Source organism: Corynebacterium sp. HMSC06C06, assembly GCF_001807295.1.
Classification (GTDB): domain Bacteria; phylum Actinomycetota; class Actinomycetes; order Mycobacteriales; family Mycobacteriaceae; genus Corynebacterium; species Corynebacterium striatum.
In genome coordinates, this window is sequence record NZ_KV788489.1 from 86,787 (window position 1) to 109,193 (window position 22,407).

Annotated in this window: 21 protein-coding genes; 13 read left to right on the forward strand and 8 right to left on the reverse strand. The window is 59.1% G+C overall.

Features of this window, described 5'->3' with window-relative positions:
* Positions 1-77 precede the first annotated feature (77 nt).
* From HMPREF3153_RS05505 to mptB, 4 genes are all read right to left on the reverse strand, one after another.
* Entirely contained in the window at positions 78-1,085 is a 1,008-nt protein-coding gene (locus HMPREF3153_RS05505) for a COX15/CtaA family protein (protein ID WP_046645952.1), read from the reverse strand.
* Between the two features lie 78 nt (positions 1,086-1,163).
* On the reverse strand, positions 1,164-1,925 hold the full coding sequence (locus HMPREF3153_RS05510) for an ABC transporter permease (RefSeq protein WP_070420262.1): 762 nt from the start codon (positions 1,923-1,925) through the stop codon (positions 1,164-1,166).
* 5 nt (positions 1,926-1,930) lie between these two features.
* Positions 1,931-2,860 (reverse strand): ABC transporter ATP-binding protein, encoded by a 930-nt coding sequence (locus tag HMPREF3153_RS05515; protein WP_046645954.1) that lies wholly within the window; start codon positions 2,858-2,860, stop codon positions 1,931-1,933.
* Between the two features lie 6 nt (positions 2,861-2,866).
* Positions 2,867-4,579 carry a polyprenol phosphomannose-dependent alpha 1,6 mannosyltransferase MptB gene (gene mptB / locus HMPREF3153_RS05520; protein ID WP_049158911.1) on the reverse strand — a complete coding sequence of 571 codons (1,713 nt, stop codon included), beginning with the start codon at positions 4,577-4,579 and terminating at the stop codon, positions 2,867-2,869.
* Positions 4,580-4,725: 146 nt separating this feature from the next.
* Between mptB and HMPREF3153_RS05525 the strand changes: the two genes are divergently transcribed.
* From HMPREF3153_RS05525 to HMPREF3153_RS05580, 12 genes are all read left to right on the forward strand, one after another.
* Entirely contained in the window at positions 4,726-5,409 is a 684-nt protein-coding gene (locus tag HMPREF3153_RS05525; protein ID WP_046645955.1) for a helix-turn-helix transcriptional regulator, read from the forward strand.
* Positions 5,410-5,425: 16 nt separating this feature from the next.
* Positions 5,426-6,871 carry a Fe-S cluster assembly protein SufB gene (gene sufB / locus HMPREF3153_RS05530; RefSeq protein ID WP_005531592.1) on the forward strand — a complete coding sequence of 482 codons (1,446 nt, stop codon included), beginning with the start codon at positions 5,426-5,428 and terminating at the stop codon, positions 6,869-6,871.
* Positions 6,872-8,053 carry a Fe-S cluster assembly protein SufD gene (gene sufD, locus HMPREF3153_RS05535; protein WP_070420263.1) on the forward strand — a complete coding sequence of 394 codons (1,182 nt, stop codon included), beginning with the start codon at positions 6,872-6,874 and terminating at the stop codon, positions 8,051-8,053. It begins immediately after the preceding gene.
* A 26-nt stretch (positions 8,054-8,079) separates the two neighbouring features.
* Positions 8,080-8,838, forward strand: a complete 759-nt coding sequence (gene sufC, locus HMPREF3153_RS05540; protein ID WP_046645957.1) for a Fe-S cluster assembly ATPase SufC — start codon at positions 8,080-8,082, stop codon at positions 8,836-8,838.
* Positions 8,839-8,846: 8 nt separating this feature from the next.
* A complete protein-coding gene (locus HMPREF3153_RS05545) occupies positions 8,847-10,091 on the forward strand; it encodes a cysteine desulfurase (protein WP_049158915.1) in 1,245 nt (414 codons plus the stop codon).
* Positions 10,092-10,541: a Fe-S cluster assembly sulfur transfer protein SufU gene (sufU, locus tag HMPREF3153_RS05550; RefSeq protein ID WP_005531585.1), complete on the forward strand. Its 450-nt coding sequence runs from the start codon at positions 10,092-10,094 to the stop codon at positions 10,539-10,541.
* The gene (locus tag HMPREF3153_RS05555) at positions 10,542-10,949 is read left to right on the forward strand and encodes a metal-sulfur cluster assembly factor (protein ID WP_049158917.1); all 408 of its coding nucleotides are present in this window, start codon (positions 10,542-10,544) and stop codon (positions 10,947-10,949) included. It begins immediately after the preceding gene.
* 122 nt (positions 10,950-11,071) lie between these two features.
* Complete coding sequence (locus HMPREF3153_RS05560; protein WP_049158920.1) at positions 11,072-12,703, forward strand: ABC-F family ATP-binding cassette domain-containing protein; 1,632 nt, start codon at positions 11,072-11,074, stop codon at positions 12,701-12,703.
* Between the two features lie 144 nt (positions 12,704-12,847).
* Positions 12,848-13,786 (forward strand): nucleoside hydrolase, encoded by a 939-nt coding sequence (locus HMPREF3153_RS05565; RefSeq protein ID WP_070420264.1) that lies wholly within the window; start codon positions 12,848-12,850, stop codon positions 13,784-13,786.
* 91 nt (positions 13,787-13,877) lie between these two features.
* Positions 13,878-14,624 carry a glycosyl transferase family 9 gene (locus tag HMPREF3153_RS05570; protein WP_049158922.1) on the forward strand — a complete coding sequence of 249 codons (747 nt, stop codon included), beginning with the start codon at positions 13,878-13,880 and terminating at the stop codon, positions 14,622-14,624.
* Positions 14,624-15,307, forward strand: a complete 684-nt coding sequence (locus tag HMPREF3153_RS05575) for an energy-coupling factor transporter transmembrane component T family protein (RefSeq protein ID WP_049158923.1) — start codon at positions 14,624-14,626, stop codon at positions 15,305-15,307. Before HMPREF3153_RS05570 ends, HMPREF3153_RS05575 begins: the two co-directional genes overlap by 1 nt.
* Positions 15,298-16,362: an ATP-binding cassette domain-containing protein gene (locus HMPREF3153_RS05580; protein ID WP_049158925.1), complete on the forward strand. Its 1,065-nt coding sequence runs from the start codon at positions 15,298-15,300 to the stop codon at positions 16,360-16,362. Before HMPREF3153_RS05575 ends, HMPREF3153_RS05580 begins: the two co-directional genes overlap by 10 nt.
* A gap of 85 nt (positions 16,363-16,447) precedes the next feature.
* Here the strand turns inward: HMPREF3153_RS05580 and HMPREF3153_RS05585 are convergent, their stop codons facing one another.
* Positions 16,448-17,812, reverse strand: a complete 1,365-nt coding sequence (locus tag HMPREF3153_RS05585; RefSeq protein WP_046645964.1) for a PFL family protein — start codon at positions 17,810-17,812, stop codon at positions 16,448-16,450.
* Positions 17,813-17,814: 2 nt separating this feature from the next.
* Positions 17,815-18,084 carry an ACT domain-containing protein gene (locus HMPREF3153_RS05590; protein ID WP_049158929.1) on the reverse strand — a complete coding sequence of 90 codons (270 nt, stop codon included), beginning with the start codon at positions 18,082-18,084 and terminating at the stop codon, positions 17,815-17,817.
* Between the two features lie 87 nt (positions 18,085-18,171).
* Between HMPREF3153_RS05590 and HMPREF3153_RS05595 the strand changes: the two genes are divergently transcribed.
* Complete coding sequence (locus HMPREF3153_RS05595) at positions 18,172-18,837, forward strand: NAD(P)H-binding protein (protein ID WP_049158931.1); 666 nt, start codon at positions 18,172-18,174, stop codon at positions 18,835-18,837.
* A 2-nt stretch (positions 18,838-18,839) separates the two neighbouring features.
* On the opposite strand, the gene HMPREF3153_RS05600 is transcribed toward HMPREF3153_RS05595, so the two are convergent.
* Both HMPREF3153_RS05600 and can read right to left on the reverse strand, forming a co-directional pair.
* Positions 18,840-19,430 (reverse strand): TetR/AcrR family transcriptional regulator, encoded by a 591-nt coding sequence (locus tag HMPREF3153_RS05600; protein ID WP_049062392.1) that lies wholly within the window; start codon positions 19,428-19,430, stop codon positions 18,840-18,842.
* A gap of 145 nt (positions 19,431-19,575) precedes the next feature.
* Positions 19,576-22,392, reverse strand: a complete 2,817-nt coding sequence (gene can / locus HMPREF3153_RS05605) for an aconitate hydratase (protein WP_210385553.1) — start codon at positions 22,390-22,392, stop codon at positions 19,576-19,578.
* Between the last annotated feature and the right edge of the window lie 15 nt (positions 22,393-22,407).

Genomic DNA, 22,407 nt, shown 5'->3' on the forward strand with positions numbered 1-22,407 from the left:
TGTATATACAGGAAAACCGCCCTCCGAGGGGGTGGCCCGAAGAGCGGAATAAAGATGCTAGCGGCTTCCTAACTTTGTCAACGCTGCGCCAACGCTGCTCGACGCGCTGCGTACTTTTCTTCGGCAGCGGGGGAACCGGTCACAAGGTTCTCCGAACCGCCAGTACGACGTAATCCATGTGCCCAGAGCAGGGCGGTAAAGGCGGTAACCACCGAAGACATGCCGATGTGGATTGGAACAGTCCAGCGTGGGATGTGCATGTAGAACTGAGCTACGCCGATGCCCCATTGGACCAAGATGCAGGCGATGAGCACCCAGCCCGCCTTCTTGGCCAGCTCGGAGGCGCGGAAGCGGTAGAGCATGAAGACGACGATGAGCGTCAAGACCAAGTAGGCGTACATGCACATAGCGTGTACGACAGCCATGAATTCAGTGTCGACGTTAAGGCGGCCTTCCATGCCAACGCCATCGTCGCCGGAGTGAACTCCGGAGCCGGTAACCATGGTGCCGGTGGTCAAGACGACTGCCAGGGCGATGGTTGCCATCGCTGCCATGACGCGGATTGCCTGCGGGAACATACGGGTAGGAGTTCCATCGTCGGGCTCCAGGATGCGGGAGTAGAGCATTGCAGCCAGCCACACCAAGATCATGGACGGCAGGAAGTGCAGCGCCACGGCCCACCAGTTGAGCTTCAGGAACACGGAAATGGCGCCGATGACGGCCTGGACCATAATACCGGCAAGGTTGAGCCAGGCATAGACCTTTAGCTCGGTACGGCGACGAGCCATATGCATGGCGACGATGGCGGCCACGGCTGCGGCGGAAACCACGAAGGTAAGCAGGCGGTTACCAAACTCGATGAGCTGGTGGATCCACGGCGCCGCGCCGGACAGCGGAACCAGCGAACCCGGGTGGCACTCCGGCCAGGTGATACAGCCAAGGCCCGAACCAGTAACGCGGACAATAGCGCCCGATACCGTGATGCCACCCTGGCAGATGAGCAGAATCAGTGCGATGAGGCGCTGCTGCTTAATCGTGGGCGTCGCCTCGCGAAAGAACGTCGTTACTTTATTACCGGAATTCACGTTAAAAAGACTACCGCGCGGGTGCGCTCGGAACGAAACCCTTCACGCTGGAAACCGGGAAAAAGACAAAAGTCACATTTAGCCTTCGAAACGGAACCAACGGACCGCTGCAAACGACGCCGCCCCGGCCCATGCGATAAGGACCAACAGTTCCTGCCAAGGAAACACGTTGTTGAAGGCATCGTTTAGCGCACTTGCCATAGCGACCGTAGGAACGAGCGTAAGAAGCCCATCATTGCCGAGGCCCTGGGAATACATAGCCCAACCGACAACGCCCATGAGAATGAACCAAATGAGGTTCGCCACCGCGAGGACCATCTCGGAGCTTAGGGTTCCGCCGAGCAGCAAACCTAGTGCAGTAAAGGAAGCCACACCCAGTACGAGGGTAAACAAGGCGAGCACGATCCCCGAGAGGCCAACACGCAGCCCTAGCAGAAAAGCAACACCACCCAGCACTACCACCTGTAGAAACACCATGGAAAAGACCGCGGCAATCTTGCCCGCGATGATTGTCCATGCGGGTACACCGGAGGCGCCGGTTCTCTTTAGCGCCCCGTAGCGGCGGTCAAAGGCAAGAGAAATAGCCTGACCCGTAAATCCCGAACTGGTGGAGGCCACAGCCAAGACCATGGGGAAAACTTCCTTGAGCCCCTGGCCGGTGACGCTCTCCATGCGGGCCGCCCCGATGAGGAGGGCGAGCGGAATGACGATGCTGAGCAGCTGTTGCTCGCCGTGGCGGATCATCAGCTTTGACTCGATGACTCCCTGTGCCCGGGCCATAGCCCATACGCTGGCGCGCTGCGGATTGGGAGTGAAAGCTCCTGGTTCAAAACGTGACATGGTTCTTAACTCCTCAGCTCGCGGCCGGTGATATCAAGGAAGACGTCCTCAAGATTGCGGTGTGTGGTGTCGAGGCTGCGCAAGGTCACGGATTGTCGTGCCAACTCTTGCGCTAGGCGGGCGATGACCTCCGGGGTGGCCGGAGTCTCGACGCGGTAGTGCAGTGGGCGGGTGGCATCCGTAGGAAGATCTGCCGCACGCAGCGCTGCGAGGTCAACTTCGGTCGAGGTCTCAAAGCTAATGAGTGGAGACCCCGTGGATTCCATCAGCTCGGCGGTGGTGCCTTGAGCCACCATGTGTCCGTGATCAATGATGACCACTCTGTCGGCAAGCGCCTCCGCTTCATCCATCAGGTGGGTAGTTAGGATAGTGGTTACGCCGTCTGCACGCAGCGCACGAATGAGATCCCACACAGCTAGCCGCGACTGCGCGTCGAGACCTGCGGTGGGTTCGTCTAGGAAGACCAGCTCCGGCCTGCCAATGATGGCTAGCGCCAAGGAAAGTCGCTGCTGCTGACCGCCGGAGAGACGGCGGTAGGTGTTCTTCTCGACACCCTTGAGTCCTAGCTTCTCGATGAGCCAATCCGGGTCGAGGGGGTTGGCACTGTACTTCGCGCTAAGCTGTAGCATCTCGCGGACGCGAATTCCGGAATAAGAGCCACCACCTTGCAGCATGATTCCGATGCGCTCCCGTACGGCATCGGGACTTGTGCTGGGGTCGAGGCCAAGGACACGAATGCTTCCCGACGTCGGCTTCTTAAAGCCCTCGCACATCTCGATAGTCGTGGTCTTACCCGCACCATTGGGGCCCAGCAGACACAGCATTTCTCCACGATTCACATGGAAGCTGAGCCCGTCTACGGCTCTTTTGTTCCCGTAGGTTTTGACTACGTCCGTCAGCTCGAGAGCTGGGGATCCATCGAAAGTTGTATTCACGAAGGACTAGTTTAGGACACTAATTCTTGAGCGACGTAATAGGAGAGTCCACAGCCCCATGACCACGACGTATGCAGCAATTGCGGAAATATAGATGACAGCGATCGTGCCGGGCGGGAGGCCAAGGCCGCGCGGGAGAACGAAGAAGCTCATCCCGGCCGAATAAATCACCACAGTGAGGCGGAAGATGAGCCGGTTAGCCCAAGCCGCAAGCGGCAACACCGCCCAGAGGATGTACCACGGGTGGACCACAGGGAAGAAAACGACTAACACAAGCGTCGAGATTCCCAGACCGCCAATCGGATGGATGCTTCCGCGATACGTTGCAAGGAGCATGCGGAACATGAATCCGGTGGCGACGAGCACGCCTACCGCGCGGGTAAAGGAGAGGATTGCCTCAGTGTGGTCGCCCAAACCCAAAAGCATCCCTAGGAAGCCGGCGCCCACGCCCACGGCGGTACTAGAGGAAAGCCAAGAACGAATGCTTGCGGCACCGCCTTGGCCCGTGATCCAGCCCAGTCCGATGCCGGATGCAAGTGTGACGATGCCGATGGACAGGATGAGGATGCCGAGTTGGACTGCGGTTGCGCTAGCTATGGCACCCAGGGGGGAATAGCCGCGCCGCAGCATCAACACTCGGGCCAGGGCCATGCCCACAAAACCCAAGCCGATAAAGCCCGTCACCTTGACCATGCCCGCGCAAGAAATGAGCAGGCCCGAGACCAAGAAATAGAACCACACGGGTCTTCCGCCCAACTTATCGACCCCGCGCAGGCCCAGTTCCAAGCCCACGAGTGCCAACCCCAACATCACCGACTCGTTATGAATACCGCCCACTAGGTGCAAGGTGGTCAGTGGGTTCAAGATACCCAGCCAAAGCGCTGATTCTGGAGAAACTCGGCAGCGACGTGCCAGCTGCGAGGTCGCCCATCCCGCTGCAATGATGCCCGCCAACGAGAGAATACGATGCGCAATAACACCGAGGATGATCGAGTTATGCGTGAGCAAGCTAACTATGGCCGCGAGGCCCAGTGCCACAGGGCCATAGGGCGAGGGCGAGTTGGCCCAGATGAATGGAACCGAGCGAGCTAGTGGGTCCTCCGATCCCAATAACTGAACGGGGCCTGCTGAATAGGGATCGAGCCCCTGGGCCACGATGGAGCCATTAGCAAGGTAGGAATAAATATCCTGCGTAAACAGGGGAGCGGTGAAAATGAGTGGGATGACCCAACCCGCCCACGTTCGCCAGAGCTGGCTTTGGGTTAGCAAGCGTCGAGGTTTTGTGCCACGGGCACCGCGTAGTGGCGTGCCCACGAAAGGCGCGATGAGTACCCACGCGGTCACCATGAGGCCGACACCCAAAAAGACCAATGCTGAGGCCGACTGCAGCATGCGAGACATTAAAGAGCCGAATGGAACGTTGTCATAAGGATTACCCACCACGGGGAGAGCGCCCGCCCCCAGGCCGCCAACCGCGATAAGGATTGCGCCAAGTGTTCCCATCCAACGCAGGACGAAAAAGGCGCGTAGTTGATTAATAGAGGTGCGCGGGCGAACCTCAGGATCGTCGGGGAGCAGGTCATATAGGGCGTCGGAAAGCGAGCCCCTCGTTGCATCATCTGAATCAGCGTGCAGCTGCGCGGAACGAGAACCCGCACTGCCAAAACGCGGGAGGTCCTCGCGGACACCCGTTAGGAAGGCAGTGAGACGCTGTTTCATAAAGAAACACTTTAGCGGGCCTTCTGTTCAAACGGGGGTGAAGGTACGCCACGCCGGGACCAGCGCTGGTGGAAATTAGGAATGAATTAGGGAACACTAGTGTTGTCTAAAAATAGACGTTCGTTTTTAACAAGGAGGTGCAGCACATGGTCACAGATAAAGAGACCCGAACCACCGAGGGCGATACCCGCCGCCAGGTCATGCTTCTCCTCCTCAAGGACGGCCCGGTGACGGCGTCGTACCTCGGCGAGCGCCTAGGTCTTTCGGCCGCCGGAATTCGCCGGCACTTAGACATTCTGGTGGAAGAAGAGCTAACAGAGGTTGTCCATCGTCGGCCCCATTCGGCTGGGCGTGGCCGCCCTGCCAAGCATTTCCGCCTCACCGACCGTGGGCGTGCGCAATTTGGCCATGCTTACGACGCGCTTGCTTCGGATGCTCTGGACGCCCTGCGCGCGACCGGCGGTGCCGAGGCAGTGCGTAGCTTTGCCAAAGCACGTTTCGAGAAACTTCTGGCAGACGTTAAACCACTTGTGCGGGATGACGAGTCTGTAAAGGAAGTGGCGAAGAAACTCGCTGAGGTTCTTGATGAACATGGTTACGCTGCCACGGTAAATAGTGCGGGCAACGGTGTGCAGATTTGCCAGCACCATTGCCCCGTAGCCCACGTGGCCGCGGAACATCCGGAGTTGTGTGAGGCTGAGCAAGAAGTCTTTTCTGCCCTATTAGGTAAACACGTGCAACCCTTGGCCTCCATTGCGGATGGCCACGGAATCTGCACCACAAACATCCCCTTGACTCCGGTCAGCCCTGACCGGAAAACAAATCTTTAGACGAAAGGAGCGGGTTATGACTCAGGCACAACCGGCGCCAGGCCTCGAGACCAAGATGAGTGATGACGAGATCATCTCTTCCATCGGCGGTTACGAGTACGGCTGGCACGATTCCGACGAAGCGGGTCAGGCAGCTCACCGAGGACTCAGCGAGGACGTTGTCCGCGATATCTCTGAGAAGAAGAACGAGCCGGAGTGGATGCTGGAATCCCGGCTGAAGGCGCTGCGCATCTTTAACAAGAAGCCGGTTCCAACGTGGGGCCCGGATCTCTCCGCTATCGACTTCGACAACATCAAGTACTTCGTCCGTTCCACGGAGAAGCAAGCCCAGACGTGGGATGACCTTCCCGCCGACATTAAGGAAACCTACGACAAGCTCGGCATTCCGGATGCAGAGAAAAAGCGTCTGGTCTCTGGTGTTGCGGCTCAGTACGAGTCTGAGGTGGTCTACCACAAGATCCGTGAAGATCTTGAAGCACAGGGCGTCATCTTCGTCGACACTGACACTGCCGTTAGGGAGTACCCGGAGATCCTCCAGGAGTACTTCGGCACCGTTATTCCGGCAGGCGACAACAAGTTCTCCGCACTGAACAACGCCTGCTGGTCCGGCGGCTCCTTCGTCTACGTCCCGAAGGGCGTTCACGTGGACATCCCGCTCCAGGCTTATTTCCGCATCAACACGGAGAACATGGGTCAGTTCGAGCGCACCCTCATCATCGTTGAGGAAGACGCTTACGTTCACTACATCGAGGGCTGCACCGCTCCGATTTACAACTCGGACTCCCTGCACACCGGCGTTATCGAGATTGTGGTCAAGAAGGGCGGACGTTGCCGTTACACCACCATCCAGAACTGGTCCACCAACGTCTACAACCTGGTTACCCAGCGTGCCAAGGTCGAAGAGGGCGGCACCATGGAATGGGTCGATGGCAACATCGGTTCCAAGGTCACCATGAAGTACCCGTCCTGCTGGCTGACTGGTGAGCACGCTAAAGGCGAGGTCCTCTCCCTGGCTTTCGCTGGCGAGGGTCAGGTCCAGGACACCGGTTCCAAGATGGTTCACATGGCACCGCGTACTTCCTCCAACATCGTGTCGAAGTCCGTTGCCCGCAACGGTGGCCGCGCTGCCTATCGTGGCTTGGTGCAGGTTAACGCGAACGCCTCCAACTCCACCGCGAACGTCGAGTGCGACGCACTGCTCGTGGACAACAACTCGCGTTCGGATACCTACCCGTATAACGACATCCGCAATGATCACGTGACCCTCGGCCACGAGGCAACTGTCTCCCAGGTCTCTGAGGAGCAGCTGTTCTACCTCATGTCCCGCGGCATTGCGGAAGAGGAGGCAATGGCGATGATCGTGCGCGGCTTCGTGGAGCCAATCGCGAAGGAGCTCCCGATGGAGTACGCCCTCGAGCTCAACCGCCTTATTGAACTACAGATGGAAGGATCGGTGGGCTAAGTGGTTGCCTCCAACGAATTCAATCCGGCTGACGTCACGAAGGGTGACCAGTTCACCTCGTTTAACGTCGATGACTTCCCGGTTCCACACGGCCGCGACGAGGTCTGGCGCTTCATCGCGCTGCGCCACCTGCGCGGTCTGCACAACGGCGAGTTCGCACCGGCCGTTGCACAGAAGATTTCCGTAACCACCCCAGCAGGCGTGTCGACTGAGACTGTTGCTCCCGATGACGCCCGCTTGGGCACCGCTGGCGCTCCTGCCGATCGCGTTGCCGCGCAGGCATGGACATCCATGCCGGAGGCACAGATCGTGACCATCGATGCGGATGCACAGGTCAACGACCCCGTCGAGATCACCATCACCGGTGCAGGCGAGGGAGTCACCTCCTTTGGTGCTACTTCCATTCAGGTTGGCCGCCACGCCGAGGTAACAGTCGTGCTCAAGTACGTGGGTACCGGTACCCACGCCGACAACGTTGAGTTCATCGTCGGCGACGGCGCCAACGTCACCGTTGTTGTCGACGCTGACTGGGAAGACAACGCGGTACACCTGGGCCACCAGGTCGCCTCCATGGGTCGAGATTCTGTTCTGCGCCACAACACCGCCATCTTCGGCGGCGAGATCGTGCGCATCGTTCCGCGCGTTGCCTTCACAGCTCCTGGCGGCGACGCCGAGATGCTCGGCGTCTACTTCGCAGATGCTGGACAGTACTTCGAGAACCGTCTGCTGGTGGACCACTCCGTGCCGAACTGCCGTTCCCGTGTGTTCTACAAGGGTGCCCTGCAGGGCACCAACCAGGCTGACGGCACTGTCGAGTCTGGACGCAAAGAAGCCCGTACCTGCTGGGTCGGCGACGTTCTGATCCGCCAGGATGCAAACAACACCGATACCTACGAGACCAACAACAATCTCATCCTTACTAAAGGCGCACGCGCCGATGCGATCCCGAACCTGGAGATCCAGACCGGTGAGATCGTGGGGGCAGGCCACGCCGCAACCGTAGGCCGCTTCGATGATCTTGAGGTCTTCTACCTCATGTCCCGCGGTATTCCGGCTGCCGAGGCACGCCGACTCATCATCCGCGGCTTCTTCTCTGAGGTCATTTCCCGTATTCCGGTTGAGTCCTTGCGCGAGGATCTGGAAACCCGCGTCATTGACGAGCTCGAAAAAATCAACGCTTAACAATCCCCGAAAGCAGGTATAACTCAATGTCCACCCTGGAAATTAAGAACCTCCACGCGCAGGTCCTCCCGAACGACGAGAACGGCGAGCCTAAGGAAATCCTCAAGGGCGTTAACCTCACCATCAACTCCGGCGAGACCCACGCTGTCATGGGCCCTAACGGCTCCGGTAAATCCACCTTGTCCTACGTCATCGCCGGCCATCCGAAGTACGAAGTAACCGAGGGCGAGATCCTGCTCGACGGCGAAAACATCCTCGAGATGGAAGTTGACGAGCGCGCCCGCGCTGGCCTCTTCTTGGCTATGCAGTACCCAACCGAGGTCCCGGGCGTCAAGATGGCTCAGTTCATGCGCTCCGCTGTCACCGCTGTCCGTGGCGAGGCTCCGAAGCTGCGCGAGTGGAACAAGGAACTAACCGAGGCTCGCGAGAAGCTCTCCATCGATAAGTCCTTCGCACACCGAGCTGTTAACGAGGGCTTCTCCGGCGGTGAGAAGAAGCGCCACGAGGTTATGCAGCTGGATCTGTTGAAGCCTAAGTTCGCCATCATGGATGAAACCGACTCCGGCCTCGACGTCGACGCTCTGCGCGTTGTTTCTGAGGGCATCAACCGCTTCCAGGAGGAAACCCACGGCGGCATCCTGATGATCACCCACTACAAGCGCATTCTCAACTACGTCAAGCCTGACTTTGTGCACGTCTTCGCCAACGGCCAGGTCATCAAGACCGGCGGCGCAGAGCTCGCTGACCAGCTCGAAGAGTCCGGCTACGATCAGTTTGTTAAGTAAGAAGGCTAATGTCTAACTTCGATGTAACTGCCATTAGGAAGCAGTTCCCGATTCTCGAGCGCACCGTGCGCGGCGATAAGCCGCTGGTGTACCTCGACTCGGGAGCTACCTCCCAAAGGCCACTGCCAGTTTGGAAGGCGGAGGAGGAGTTCGTGCTTGGCACGAATGCTCCAGTCCACCGTGGTTCCTACCAGCTGGCCGAAGAGGCCGACGATGCTTACGAGTCTGCTCGCCAGGCCATCGCTGCCTTCGTTGGCGCCGACCGTGACGAGATTGCGTTCACCAAGAACGCAACGGAGGCCCTCAATGAGGTTGCCTACACGCTGTCGGATGAGCGTGCAGGTGATCTCTATGTAGGGGAGGGCGACACCGTCGTCGTCACCGAGCTCGAGCACCACGCGAACCTCGTCCCATGGCAGGAACTGTGCCAGCGCACCGGCGCCACGCTGAAGTGGTACTCGATGACCGAAGATGGCCGCATCGACCTCGATTCCCTCGAGCTTGATGAGAGCGTCAAGGTCGTCGCGTTCACGCACCAGTCCAATGTCACGGGTGCAATCGCTGACGTCGAAGAACTGGTTCGCCGCGCTCGTGCCGTAAACGCTCTCGTCGTCTTGGATGCCTGCCAGTCAGTTCCGCACATGGCCGTGGACTTCCACGCGCTCGACGTGGACTTCGCTGCCTTCTCGGGACACAAGATGTGCGGCCCGAATGGTGTCGGCGTGCTCTACGGAAAGGCAGAGCTGTTGGAAAAGCTTCCGCCATTCCTGACCGGCGGCTCCATGATCGAGGTCGTCCGAATGGAAAAAAGCACCTTTGCAGCCCCGCCTACTCGCTTTGAGGCGGGGACGCAGATGACCAGCCAGGTCGTGGGCCTTGGCGCAGCCGTCAAGTTCCTGAGCGAAGTGGGCATGGCAAACATCCACGCCCACGAGCAGAAGCTCACTGCTCGCGCACTGGAAGGCTTACAGCAGATCCCTGGTCTGCGCATCGTTGGTCCAACCACCACCGAGCAACGCGGTGGTGCCATCTCCTTCGTGGTTGACGGTATCCACCCGCATGACCTGGGTCAGGTGCTCGATTCGCACGGTGTTTCCATCCGTACTGGCCACCACTGCGCGTGGCCGCTGCATCGTGCGGGCAACATCAACTCGACTGCCCGCGCTAGCTTCTACCTCTACAACACTGAGGAAGAAGTGGACAAGCTCATCGAAGCCGTCAAGGCTGCACGCGAATTCTTTGGAGTGGAGTAAATGAATCTAGATTCCATGTACCAGGATGTCATCCTGGACCACTATAAGAACCCGAAGTTCGCGGGCCTGCGCGAGGGCCAGTCTGAGGTCCACCACGTCAATCCGTCCTGCGGGGACGAGATCACCTTGCGCGTAAAGCTTTCCGCAGATGGCAAGACCGTTGAGGATGTCTCTTATGAGGCAGAGGGCTGCTCCATTTCGCAGGCCTCGACTTCTGTGATGGCTGAGGAAATCATTGGCAAATCTTTGTCTGAGGCCAAAGAAAAGCTCGAAGAGTTCGAGAGGATGGTGACCTCCCGTGGCGAAGTCGAAGGCGATGATGAAATCATCGGCGACGGTGTTGCTTTCGGCGGCGTCGCAAAGTTCCCCGCCCGCGTTAAATGCGCTCTCCTCGGATGGAAGGCCTTCCAGGCCGCATCCGTGGAAGCGCTCAATGAACTGGAGAAATAAATGTCTGACCCAGTAAATCCATACCAGGACGCCAACGCCAACTTCGATGGCGGCGGCGACCGTCCGCCCCAAACCGAGGCACAGATTGCCAAGGTCTTCGACATCACCGAGTACATGCGTGACGTCATTGACCCGGAGCTCGGTATCAACGTGGTTGATCTGGGCCTGGTCTATGACGTCTGGCTCGAGGACGTCGACGGCAAGGAGACAGCGATGATCAACATGACGCTGACCTCGCCGGCCTGCCCGCTTACCGATGTCATTGGTGAGCAGGTTGAAGACGCAGTGGTGGGCAACAAGCTTGCCGACGCCGTCCAGATCAACTGGGTCTGGATGCCGCCATGGGGTCCGAATATGATTACCGAGGAAGGCCGAGAGATGCTGCAGGCTTTGGGCTTTGCAGTCTAAGCGAGTAATTTAAACTTCCACATCCTGATAAGTCCCGCTGCCGAATGGCCGCGGGACTCTTCTTGTTTTCTGGTTTTGGCTCAGCTATGACCTGTTAGCGCCGGTTGATAGACTGATTCCTCGTGATTGTGACCAATGATTTCGAGGTGCGCGTGGGCGCACGTACGCTTCTCGACGCTCCCGGCCAGCACCTGCGAGTGCAGCCGGGTGACCGCATCGGGCTGGTCGGACGCAACGGTGCAGGCAAGACCACCACGATGCGCATCCTGGCAGGGGAGACCGAGCCCTTTGGCGGCTCTGTCACGCGTTCCGGCCCCATTGGTTACCTGCCACAGGACTCCCGTGAAGGCAATATCGAGATCACCGCTCGTGAGCGCGTGCTCTCCGCCCGCGGTTTGGACGAGATCAAGCGCCGTATGGCAAAGCAGCAGGAGCTGATGGAGACTGCCACGGATGAGAAGTTCCGCGACAAAGCCATCCGCAAGTATTCCCGCCTGGAGGAGGAGTACCACGCTCTTGGCGGATACGAAGCCGACGCCGAGTGTGCGCAGATTTGCGACAACTTAGGATTGCCGCAGCGCATCCTTGACCAGCAGTTGAAGACTCTCTCCGGCGGTCAGCGCCGCCGCGTGGAGCTTGCGCAGATCCTCTTCGCAGCGTCGACTGGCTCGGGCAAATCCCAGACCACCTTGCTGTTGGATGAGCCGACTAACCACTTGGATGCTGACTCCATTACGTGGCTGCGCGGCTTCTTGTCCAAGCACGAGGGCGGCCTCATTATGATCTCTCACGATGTGGACCTCCTTGAGGCTGTGTGCAACAAGATCTGGTTCCTTGATGCGGTGCGCGCCGAGGCCGACATTTACAACATGGGATTCAAGAAGTACCTGGATGCGCGCGCTACCGACGAAGCTCGCCGCCGACGTGAGCGCGCCAATGCGGAGAAGAAGGCTTCGGCCCTACAGAAGCAGGCTGCCAAACTCGGCGCGAAGGCCACCAAGGCGGCCGCTGCCAAGCAGATGCTTGCCCGCGCGGACCGCATGATGAACCAACTGGATGAAGTTCGCGTGGCCGACAAGGTCGCGCACATTAAGTTCCCTGAGCCCGCGCCGTGCGGCAAGACCCCGCTGAACGCTAAGGGTCTTACCAAGATGTACGGTTCCTTGGAAGTCTTTGCCGGCGTCGATCTCGCCATCGACAAGGGCTCCCGCGTGGTTGTTCTCGGTTACAACGGCGCTGGTAAGACCACGTTGCTGAAGCTGCTTGCGGGAGTAGAACGCACCGACGGTGAGGGCGGCATTGTTTCCGGCCATGGTCTGCGTATCGGCTACTTCGCGCAAGAGCACGACAACATCGACGCGAACAAGACCGTGTGGGAGAACACCATTGAAGCTTGCCCGGACGCAGGCCAACAGGATCTCCGCGGCCTCCTCGGTGCCTTTATGTTCTCCGGCGACAAGCTGGAGCAACCCGCCGGTACCTTATCCGGTGGTGAGAAGACCCGCCTTTCGCTGGCAACCCTGGTGTCCTCGCGCGCAAACGTCTTGCTGCTGGATGAGCCGACCAACAACCTGGACCCGCAGTCTCGTGAGCAGGTGCTCGACGCACTTTCCACCTACACCGGCGCCGTCGTGTTGGTTACACACGACCCCGGTGCGGTCAAGGCGCTGAAGCCCGAGCGCGTCATCATCATGCCTGATGGCGATGAGGATCTATGGAACGACGAATACATGGAGATTGTTGAGCTCGCCTAAACATTGCAGTGTCGGACCAGATTGTGTTCATGGACGCAGGACGTATCGTAGAGACCGGCGAGCCCAATGCGTTCTTTGACAACCCGCAGACGGAGCGCGCCCAGAAATTCCTCGATAACCTCGTCTTTTAGGAGTCTTTAGCCGATGACCACACCCCGCATCCTGCTTGATTGTGATCCCGGAATTGATGACGCCCTTGCCCTCATTTATCTCGTGGCGCTTCACCACGTTGGCGAGATTGAACTCGTTGGTGTCACCACGACGGCCGGCAACATCGACGTCGACACCACTGCTCGCAACGCGGCGTTCATTCTCAGCGAATGCGGGCTAGGGGAGATTCCCGTGGCACCCGGCCACCCAGTTCCCTTGGAGGTTCCACTGGTAACGACCCCGGAAACCCATGGCCCAGCTGGCCTGGGCTACGTCACTGCCCCAGACTGGCACTCCGATTACAACTGGCGGGACCTGTGGAACAACTCTGTTGAACAGGGCGTGCAGCTCATCGTCACCGGTCCGCTCACCAATGCAGCGCTAGCCGGGGTGAGCAAGTTCAGCCAGATGACGGTGATGGGCGGCGCAGTAAACTACCGCGGCAACACCACGCCCACAGCGGAGTGGAACTTCTGGGTAGACCCGCATGCCGCAAAGCAGGTCTTTGCCTCCTTGCGCGAAAGTGGCAGCCAAGCGACGCTGTGCTCACTGGAAGTGACCGAGCAGTTCCTCATCGCGCCGCCGTGCTTGGAGCGACTCATCGCGGAGCTTGGCGAGCATCTGGTGGCCCGTCACCTGCCGGAGATGCTGCGCTTCTATTTCGAGTTCCATCAAGAGCAAGGGGAGGGCTACCAAGCTCAAATCCATGACTTGCTCACCTGCATGATCGCGCTTGGCAAGGTGGACTTCCTTAAGCACACCACCACCGTGGACGTGGAGGCTGAGTCGCAGTTGCTGCGCGGAACATCCGTGGCGGACCTACGGGGACATTGGGACGCGCCGGCCAACGCACACGTGGTGACCGCCGTAGATGTCGTAGGCGCGCACGCAGAGCTCACCCGTGCGGCCGGGATTTTGGCTCGTCGCGTTTAGTGCGCTTATTATTGATGGGCTGCCCGAGGTGACATAGGGCAGAATTTTGCCAACGCTTTGTACATCTACTACTTCCCAAAGTGAAAGTTTCATGTCACAGATCTCTTTAACGCCAGCCCGCAAAGGCCTGGTAATCGCCGGTGCGCTCATCGTCGTAGCCACTTGGATCTATCTCGTTTTGGTTCGTCCGACTTCCTGGGAGTCCGTCGCGGGCTCCACTGAAGCACTCATCACCTTGGTCGGCTACTTGCTCGGTGCCGCCTTGCTGCTTGCAGGCGCGCTGCCAGCGCTTCCCGCCCGAACCATCGCAATCATCCCTGTCGCGTTGGTCCTCAACATCGTCGTCGGCGAGATCATCGGTTCCATTGGTGTACCGCTCTACATCGACTCCGTGGGTACCATCCTCGTCGCCGCCATTGCCGGCCCTATCGCTGGCCTGGCCACGGGTACTTTATCCTCCGTGGTGTGGGGTCTTCTCAACCCGGCAGCCCTGCCATTTGCGGCTGTATCGGCTGCGACTGGTTTTCTTGCGGGTTGGGCGATCAACAAGGGTGCCTTCAAGAAGTGGTGGTCCGTCGTCCTTTCCGGCGCCATCATCGGAATCATCTCCGGCATGCTGGCCGCGCCCGTCGCGGCATTCGTTTACGGCGGCACCGCTGGCCTGGGAACAGGCGCCGTGGTCTCGCTCTTCCGCGAGCTCGGTAACTCGCTTATCGCTTCGGTGACCCTGCAGTCCTTCATCTCCGATCCGCTCGATAAGGCCATCGTATTCCTCATCGTGTGGACAGCAATCAAGGCACTGCCGAAGCGCACCCTCGAAAGCCTGCGCCCGCGTTAATGATTCACCCAGCCACTGTTTTTAGCGCCGCAGCCTCCACCTGGCTTCTCATCGTGGCCGTCAATTCACCCCTACTCAATGCGGCTGTGCTCATCATGTGGCTCATACTTGGCACCATCGCATCACGCTCGATAGCGGTGGTCGCCACCACCACGGTGCTTGCCCTTCCCGCCGCGGCATCGATGGTGCTCATTCACGCGCCCTACGGCACTGACCGTATATTCCCATTGCTCACCAGTGATGGCCTGCTTCTTTCAGGCCAACTTTCCCTACGTTTCGCCGCCTTGATGGGCTGTATCGTGGGGGCTGCCGCCATAGTCAAGGTCAGCGACGTCGCCAAGTGGCTCCAAGCCTCCCGCCTCGGCCACAAAGCTGCCTACGTGGTGGGTGCCTCCCTACAATCCCTGCCCGAGGGTGCGCGCGCCATCGCCGCGGTACGCGACGCCAACCGCCTCAGCGGCGTGCAGGTTTCCATACGCAACGTTGCCTCCCGCGTCATCATCCCGGTGATCGCACGCCTGCTCACCCAGGGTGCGCAACGGGGCCAGGCCTTAGCTGCGATCGGATTCGACAGACCAGGCCGGCGCACGGTTTTGGCCCCCGTTCCAGACAGCCTGGCTCAGCGCATCGTACGGTGGGCACTGCCCATCATCAGTATTCTTGGAGTATTGCTATGGATCTAGTCCCAGGAACAAGCAAGACCATCCGCGTGGGATTTAGCGAAAATGCCGACGACGTTGCGCATCAACTCGCAGAGATTTTGGGCGTTGACACGGTAATCGGCGCCGATGCGGCAGCACACGTATCTCTCCTGCGCGAGACAGTCAGGGAAGAACTAGCGCTTGCGTTGGAACACCTTGGGATGGATCCGCAGAACATGAAATCCAGGGTAGAGCAGGCGCTTTGCGACGTCGCCCTCGACGGCACGCGCAAACCCTCCGGCCTGTCTGGTGGTCAAACACGCCGGCTTGCGCTCGCGCAGGTCGCAATAGCCGAGCCACCCGTGCTCATCGTGGTCGAGCCGTGGGCAGGCCTCGATCCCGATTCACGCGATCGCATCGCCAGCTATCTCGGAACGCTGAAAGAAACCGCGGTCATCCTCGTTGAACACGACACCAGCGCAGACGGCATTTTTGACCTTGCCCGCGTGGCTCCGACTTCGGAAAGCGTCACTATTTCCCAGGTGCGTGCTACGCGCGGTGCGAAACCCAGGCGCTGGTGGCACCTCAAAGCTCCGGAATCCAGCTCTTTCGAGATCGGACCGGTGGACTTGAAGCTGCGGCCCGGAGGAGTGCTGTGGCTGCGTGGCGGAAACGGTTCAGGCAAGACCACGTTGCTGCGCGCAGCCGCTGGCCTCGACAGCAATGAACCCGCCCATCCCAGCATCGCGATGGCGCTGCAATCACCCATGGACCAGGTGCTCGAATCCACCATTGGAGCGTGGGTGCAGGAGCCAGATCTCATACCTGACCTGCCTCTAGAGGAGCACCCTCTGGACGTCTCGGCTTCGCAATTGCGGGTCGCGCAGGTCGCGCACGCGGTGGCACTGCGCCGCAGTATTCTCATTCTTGATGAGCCGGACACGCTTCTCGACGCCCGTGGCAGAGTGATGGTCCATCGGCTCATTCACAACGCGCTCTCCGCATCGACGGCAATAGTATTGACCTGCCACGATCCCGCGTTTGTGGCCGAGGTCGCCACCTACGCAACGGTAGACGAAATGAATTTAGCGAACTGACGCAGCGCCCGAAACCTCATGGATGAGAATCCGTGGAGCACGGGCAACGGTGAAGGGTGAAACTTTCACCATTACTCACGCGCCATTAATTACGGAAGCCGTGGACCGGGGCGGGGATGAAGCCGCCGCGATTGACAAACGTGGAGTTGCCCACGGTGTTGACCGGGATGACCGGAGCGTATCCGAGCAGGCCACCAAAGTTGACTTCGTCGCCAATCTTGGCCCCCGGTACTGGAATAACGCGGACCGCGGTGGTCTTATGGTTCATCACACCGATGGCGGCTTCATCAGCAATCATGCCGGCAATCGTTGCCGCAGAGGTATCGCCAGGAAGCGCAATCATGTCGAAGCCGACCGAGCAGATTGCGGTCATGGCTTCCAGCTTGTCCATGGAGATGGCACCGGAACGCACTGCGTCGATCATTCCCTTGTCCTCAGAGACGGGGATGAAGGAACCCGAAAGGCCGCCGACGCGCGAGCATGCCATCATGCCGCCCTTCTTCACGGCGTCGTTAAGCAGTGCCAATGCGGCTGTCGTGCCATGAGTACCGACCTGGTCAAGGCCCATGTGCTCCAGGATGTGTGCCACGGAATCGCCGAGCTCGGCGGTTGGTGCCAGGGAAAGGTCAATGATGCCGAAGGGAACGCCAAGGCGCTCGGAGGCCATGTTGCCCACGAGCTGGCCAGCACGCGTGATCTTAAACGCGGCCTTCTTGACCTCCTCGGCAACCTGATCCAGGGTGGCACCCTCGAGGTTGCCCAACGCACGGTCAACCACGCCGGGGCCGGAAACGCCCACGGAAACCACGCAATCCGGTTCCTCGATGCCGTGGAAGGCACCCGCCATGAACGGGTTGTCGCCCACGGAGTTTGCAAAGACCACCAGCTTGGCACAGGCGATCGCCGACTGATACTTGGTCAGTTCGGCAGCCTCTTTGATGACCTCGCCCATGCGCTTGGCGGCATTCATGTTGATGCCCGCGCGTGAGGACGCGATATTTACGGAGGAGCACACGAGCTCCGTGGTGGACAGGGCCTCAGGGATCGAATTAATGAGCTTCTTTTCCGCGGTGGTAGCGCCCTTTTCCACGAGAGCAGAATAACCACCGACGAAGTTCACGCCGGTCTCAGCCGCGGCGCGATCGAGTGCCTTGGCCACCTCAACGGGGTTTCCTTCGACGCCTGCGACGATGAGCGATACCGGCGTGACGGAGATGCGCTTATTAACGATCGGAATGCCGAGCTCCGCCTCGATGCCCTCGCACACCTCAACCAGGTGCTTTGCGCGTTCAGTCACCAGGTCATATACCGCCTGGGCAGTCGCATCCATGGATGAACGCGTACATCCCAGCAAGGAGATACCCATGGTCACCGTGCGGATGTCGAGACGGTACTTGTCGATCATCTCGATCGTGTCGAGAATACTTACGGTATTAAAACGATTGAGCATATTTAGATCTCATTCATCGCTGTAAACAGCGCCTCAGACTGTACGCGGATGGACTGGTTAATGTCTTCGCCCACCTTATTCATGCGCTCTTGAATCTGTTGGATCGATGCCTCAGATTCATCAAATTCCACGCGCAGAATCATGGTGAAAAAACCGGACATGAGTGTCTGCGAAACGTCGACAATATTCACCCCGAGCTCAGCGAGGTTAGTAGTTACAGAAGCAATAATCCCGGTGCTATCAGCGCCGGTCACAGTCATGATGGCAATCATGGAGTTGATTCTAGTGCTTCTCACCTCTTAATTGTCTGACGGCCAATAAACGGGGCCAAGCTCACAGTTAGCGTAGGGTGGGGCGTCATGACCACAGTTAAGAAAGTTTTGTACATCGGCGGACACGGCAAGATCGGTCTGCTCTCCGCACCTCTTATTTCTGAGAAGGGTTACGAGATTCACTCACTGATCCGCAACCGAGACCAAGCCCCAGAGATCGAGAAACTCGGCGCCACCCCAGTCATCAAGGACATCACTGAGCTCAGCGTTGACGAGTGGGCAGATTTGCTCACGCTTTACGACGTCGTGGTTTGGGGCGCCGGAAACGGCGGCCGCGGGGGAGCAGAGCTCACAACTGCTGTGGATCGCGATGGCGCGCTTGCCACGATCGACGCACTCGAGCAGCTCAAGGCAGCTGGCAAGCCCACCCCGAAGTACGTGATGATCTCCTATGTTGGCGCGACCCACAATACTGCTAACCCTGACGACACATCCTGGTACGCCTACGTCGAGGCCAAGAAGGCAGTGGACAATCGCCTCAATGCCTCACAGCTCGACTACCTCATCCTTGGCCCTTCCGCCTTGAGTGATGAACCCGCAGAAGGCATCGAGGTTCTCGAGTCGCCGTCCACGGAAAAGGAGACCAGCCGCGAGCTCGTGGCACAGGTTGTGGCCGAGGTCGTGGGACGCGATGAGTTCCCGAACACCCCGTTGGAGTTCTACAACGGCACCAACCCGGTCTCTAGCATCTAGGTTCAGCTTGGTGTAGAAGCTTGCTTTCTCGGACGGCTGCCGCGGATAGATTGCTCGACCAAGGCCAGAACCGCCTCTAGGTTCGCGGTATCACCTAGTGCAAGACGGTTGATGAAACCATCCATGAAGGTCTCCAAATAAAGCACCAACGTGTCAATGGAGACGTCGTCACGCATGCGCCCTTGCTCGGCGTTGCTCTCCAAACGTGCACGCACCGCCCGATCCAAGACTTCCTGCTGGTCGCGCCAACGCATGGCAAAGGAGGGATCGGTGCGGAGCATGGAAGTCACCTCGAGGCGAGTGGCCAGCCAATCATGGCGCTCTGGGTGGCGAAGCATTTCGCTCATCACCTCAACCAGACCGTTGTTTGCAACGACTTCAGCCTGGCGAGCGGCGTCTTCCTGGGCCAGTGCCAGAAATAGGGATTCTTTGTCACCGAAGTGGTGGAAAATCGCACCACGCGACTTTCCCGTAGCTTCTTCCAGAAGGCGCACGGTTGCGCCCTCATAGCCATGCTCGGCAAAACACTTTCGGGCACCTACCAAGATTTCGTGACGACGTCGGTTGAGCTCAGAATCGCTCACGATAGGCATGGAAGTCTCCTCAAAAGTGCAATAAGAATAATCAAAATAAGATAAAGGAGGGCCGCACGGCGAAAGCCGGCGGCCCATAAGCGGAGGCGGCTGCCTTCTACCATTTACTTGCTAGCAGGAAGCCATCCTCCAAGAGGCAGTCCGATTAGGACTTGACCATCTGGCGCAGAACATACTGCAGAATGCCGCCGTGGCGGTAGTAGTCAGCCTCACCTGGGGTGTCGATGCGGACCTTAGCGTCGAACTCGACGGTCTCGCCAGACTCCTTGGTTGCGGTGACGTGAACGGTCTTCGGGATGCCGCCCTCGTTGAGAGCTGCGATGCCTTCGATGTCGAAGGTCTCGGTGCCGTCCAGGCCGAGGGACTCGTGGGACTCGCCCTCTGGGAACTGCAGCGGTATGACGCCCATGCCGATGAGGTTCGAGCGGTGAATACGCTCGAAGGACTCGGTGATGACAGCCTTCACGCCGAGCAGGTTGGTGCCCTTTGCGGCCCAGTCACGGGAAGAACCGGTGCCGTACTCCTTACCTGCAATAACAACCAGCGGGATGCCAGCTGCCTTGTAGTTCTGGCAAGCATCGAAGATGAATGCCTGAGGAGCGCCTTCCTGGGTGAAGTCGCGGGTGTAGCCACCTGCAACGTCAACCAGCTGGTTCTGCAGACGAATGTTGGCGAAGGTACCACGCATCATGACCTCGTGGTTACCACGACGGGAACCGAGGGAGTTGTAGTCCTGACGCTCAACGCCGTTCTCATCCAGGTACTGAGCAGCTGGGGTGCCTGGCTTAATGGAAGAGGCAGGGGAGATGTGGTCGGTGGTGACGGAGTCGCCCAGCTTGGCAAGAACGCGAGCGCCCTTAATGTCCTCGACTGGGTTCGGCTCTGCTGGCATACCGTCGAAGTACGGTGCCTTGCGGATGTAGGTGGAGTCCTCGTTCCACTCGAAGGTTTCGCCCTCCGGAACATCGAGGGAGCGCCATGCGTCGTCGCCCTTGAAAACGTCAGCGTAGTCAGCCTCGTAGAGCTCACGGGAGATAGCCTTCTGGATGGTGTCCTCGATCTCCTCGGCGGAAGGCCAGATGTCCTTGAGGAAGACATCGTTGCCGTCCTGATCCTGGCCAAGAGCCTGGGTCTCGAAGTCGAAGTCCATGGTGCCAGCAATAGCGTAAGCGATAACCATGATTGGGGAAGCCAAGTAGTTCATCTTGACGTCCGGGGAGATACGACCCTCGAAGTTACGGTTACCGGAAAGAACCGCGGTAGCAGCAAGGTCGTGCTCGTTGATAGCTGCAGAGATCTCCTCTGGCAGCGGGCCAGAGTTACCGATGCAGGAGGTGCAACCGAAGCCGGAGAGGTAGAAGCCCAGAGCCTCAAGGTCCTTCCACAGGTCTGCACGCTGGAAGTAGCCATCAACAACCTGGGAACCTGGTGCGCAAATGGTCTTAACCCATGGCTTGGAGGTTAGGCCCTTTTCAGCGGCCTTGCGGGCGATGAGGCCAGCGCCGACCATGACGGACGGGTTAGAGGTGTTGGTGCAAGAGGTAATGGAAGCGATAGCAACCATACCGTGGTCCAGGGTGTACTCGCCGCCCTTCGGGGAGGTGACGGTAACCGGGTTGGACTGACGACCGGAGCCGCCCTTAGCTGCGGACTCGCCGTGGCCCTCGCGGGAGTTGTTCAGGCCACCGGTGACGTCAACGAGGGCCTCGTCAGCGTCACCTTCAGCGGTCATGCGCTTTGCCTCAAGGGAGGACTCGTCAACGACGACGTCGCCAGTTGCGTAGGTAGGCAGATCCTTACGGAACTGCTCCTTAGCCTCGGAGAGCAGGATGCGATCCTGTGGGCGCTTCGGACCAGCGATGGAAGGAACAACGGTGGACAGGTCGAGCTCGAGGTACTCGGAGTACTCTGCCTCTGGAGCATCCTGCTCGAGCCACATGCCCTGAGCCTTTGCGTAAGCCTCGACGCGCTCGATCTGCTCGATTGGGCGACCGGTGAGCTCGAGGTACTTGATGGTCTCTTCGTCGATCGGGAAGATCGCAGCGGTGGAACCGAACTCTGGGGACATGTTGCCGATGGTGGCGCGGTTTGCCAGAGGAATGGACTTAACACCGTTGCCATAGAACTCGACGAACTTCTGAACTACGCCGTGCTCGCGGAGCATCTCGGTGATGGTCAGAACGACGTCGGTTGCAGTAACGCCTACCGGGATCTCGCCGGTCAGCTTGAAGCCAACAACGCGCGGGATGAGCATGGAAACCGGCTGGCCAAGCATTGCTGCCTCAGCCTCGATGCCGCCAACGCCCCAACCGAGGATGCCGAGGCCGTTCTCCATGGTGGTGTGGGAGTCGGTACCGATACAGGTATCTGGGTAGGCAACGCCCTCGTTATCGAAGACAACGCGGGAGAGGTACTCGATGTTGACCTGGTGGACAATACCGGTTCCTGGAGGAACTACGCGGAAGTTGGAGAAGTTCTCAGCACCCCAACGCAGGAACTGGTAACGCTCCTGGTTGCGCTCGTACTCGATTTCAACGTTCTTCTCGAGAGCCTCAGGGGAGCCGAAAGCCTCAACGATGACGGAGTGGTCAATAACCATCTCAGCCGGGTTGAGCGGGTTAACCTGCTCTGGCTTGCCGCCGAGTGCGGAAACTGCCTCACGCATGGTGGCGAGGTCGACCACACACGGAACGCCGGTGAAGTCCTGCATCAGGACGCGGGCCGGGGTGAACTGAATCTCAGTGTCCGGCTCAGCGGACGGATCCCAGTTGGCGAGTGCGTTGATGTGGTCCTTGGTTACATTCTTGCCATCCTCGTAGCGCAGCTGGTTCTCAGCAAGCACCTTAAGGGAGTACGGCAGCTTCTCCAGGCCTGGAACCGCGTTGATGTCGAAGTAGTCGTAGGACTTACCGTTGACATCAAGGGTCTTCTTGGCGCCGAAGGAGTTCAGGCTTTCAGTCACAGGGAGCTCCATTCC

What these genes read in the sequence shown, in the direction of transcription:
- sufU (WP_005531585.1), top strand. Translation starts at nt 10,092, where the DNA reads ATGAATCTAGATTCCATGTACCAGGATGTCATCCTGGACCACTATAAG.
- HMPREF3153_RS05585 (WP_046645964.1), bottom strand. Translation starts at nt 17,812, where the DNA reads ATGCTCAATCGTTTTAATACCGTAAGTATTCTCGACACGATCGAGATG.
- sufC (WP_046645957.1), top strand. Translation starts at nt 8,080, where the DNA reads ATGTCCACCCTGGAAATTAAGAACCTCCACGCGCAGGTCCTCCCGAAC.
- HMPREF3153_RS05600 (WP_049062392.1), bottom strand. Translation starts at nt 19,430, where the DNA reads ATGCCTATCGTGAGCGATTCTGAGCTCAACCGACGTCGTCACGAAATC.
- HMPREF3153_RS05590 (WP_049158929.1), bottom strand. Translation starts at nt 18,084, where the DNA reads ATGATTGCCATCATGACTGTGACCGGCGCTGATAGCACCGGGATTATT.
- HMPREF3153_RS05570 (WP_049158922.1), top strand. Translation starts at nt 13,878, where the DNA reads ATGTCACAGATCTCTTTAACGCCAGCCCGCAAAGGCCTGGTAATCGCC.
- HMPREF3153_RS05510 (WP_070420262.1), bottom strand. Translation starts at nt 1,925, where the DNA reads ATGTCACGTTTTGAACCAGGAGCTTTCACTCCCAATCCGCAGCGCGCC.
- HMPREF3153_RS05545 (WP_049158915.1), top strand. Translation starts at nt 8,847, where the DNA reads ATGTCTAACTTCGATGTAACTGCCATTAGGAAGCAGTTCCCGATTCTC.
- mptB (WP_049158911.1), bottom strand. Translation starts at nt 4,579, where the DNA reads ATGAAACAGCGTCTCACTGCCTTCCTAACGGGTGTCCGCGAGGACCTC.
- HMPREF3153_RS05580 (WP_049158925.1), top strand. Translation starts at nt 15,298, where the DNA reads ATGGATCTAGTCCCAGGAACAAGCAAGACCATCCGCGTGGGATTTAGC.
- sufB (WP_005531592.1), top strand. Translation starts at nt 5,426, where the DNA reads ATGACTCAGGCACAACCGGCGCCAGGCCTCGAGACCAAGATGAGTGAT.
- HMPREF3153_RS05575 (WP_049158923.1), top strand. Translation starts at nt 14,624, where the DNA reads ATGATTCACCCAGCCACTGTTTTTAGCGCCGCAGCCTCCACCTGGCTT.
- HMPREF3153_RS05595 (WP_049158931.1), top strand. Translation starts at nt 18,172, where the DNA reads ATGACCACAGTTAAGAAAGTTTTGTACATCGGCGGACACGGCAAGATC.
- HMPREF3153_RS05565 (WP_070420264.1), top strand. Translation starts at nt 12,848, where the DNA reads ATGACCACACCCCGCATCCTGCTTGATTGTGATCCCGGAATTGATGAC.
- HMPREF3153_RS05555 (WP_049158917.1), top strand. Translation starts at nt 10,542, where the DNA reads ATGTCTGACCCAGTAAATCCATACCAGGACGCCAACGCCAACTTCGAT.
- HMPREF3153_RS05525 (WP_046645955.1), top strand. Translation starts at nt 4,726, where the DNA reads ATGGTCACAGATAAAGAGACCCGAACCACCGAGGGCGATACCCGCCGC.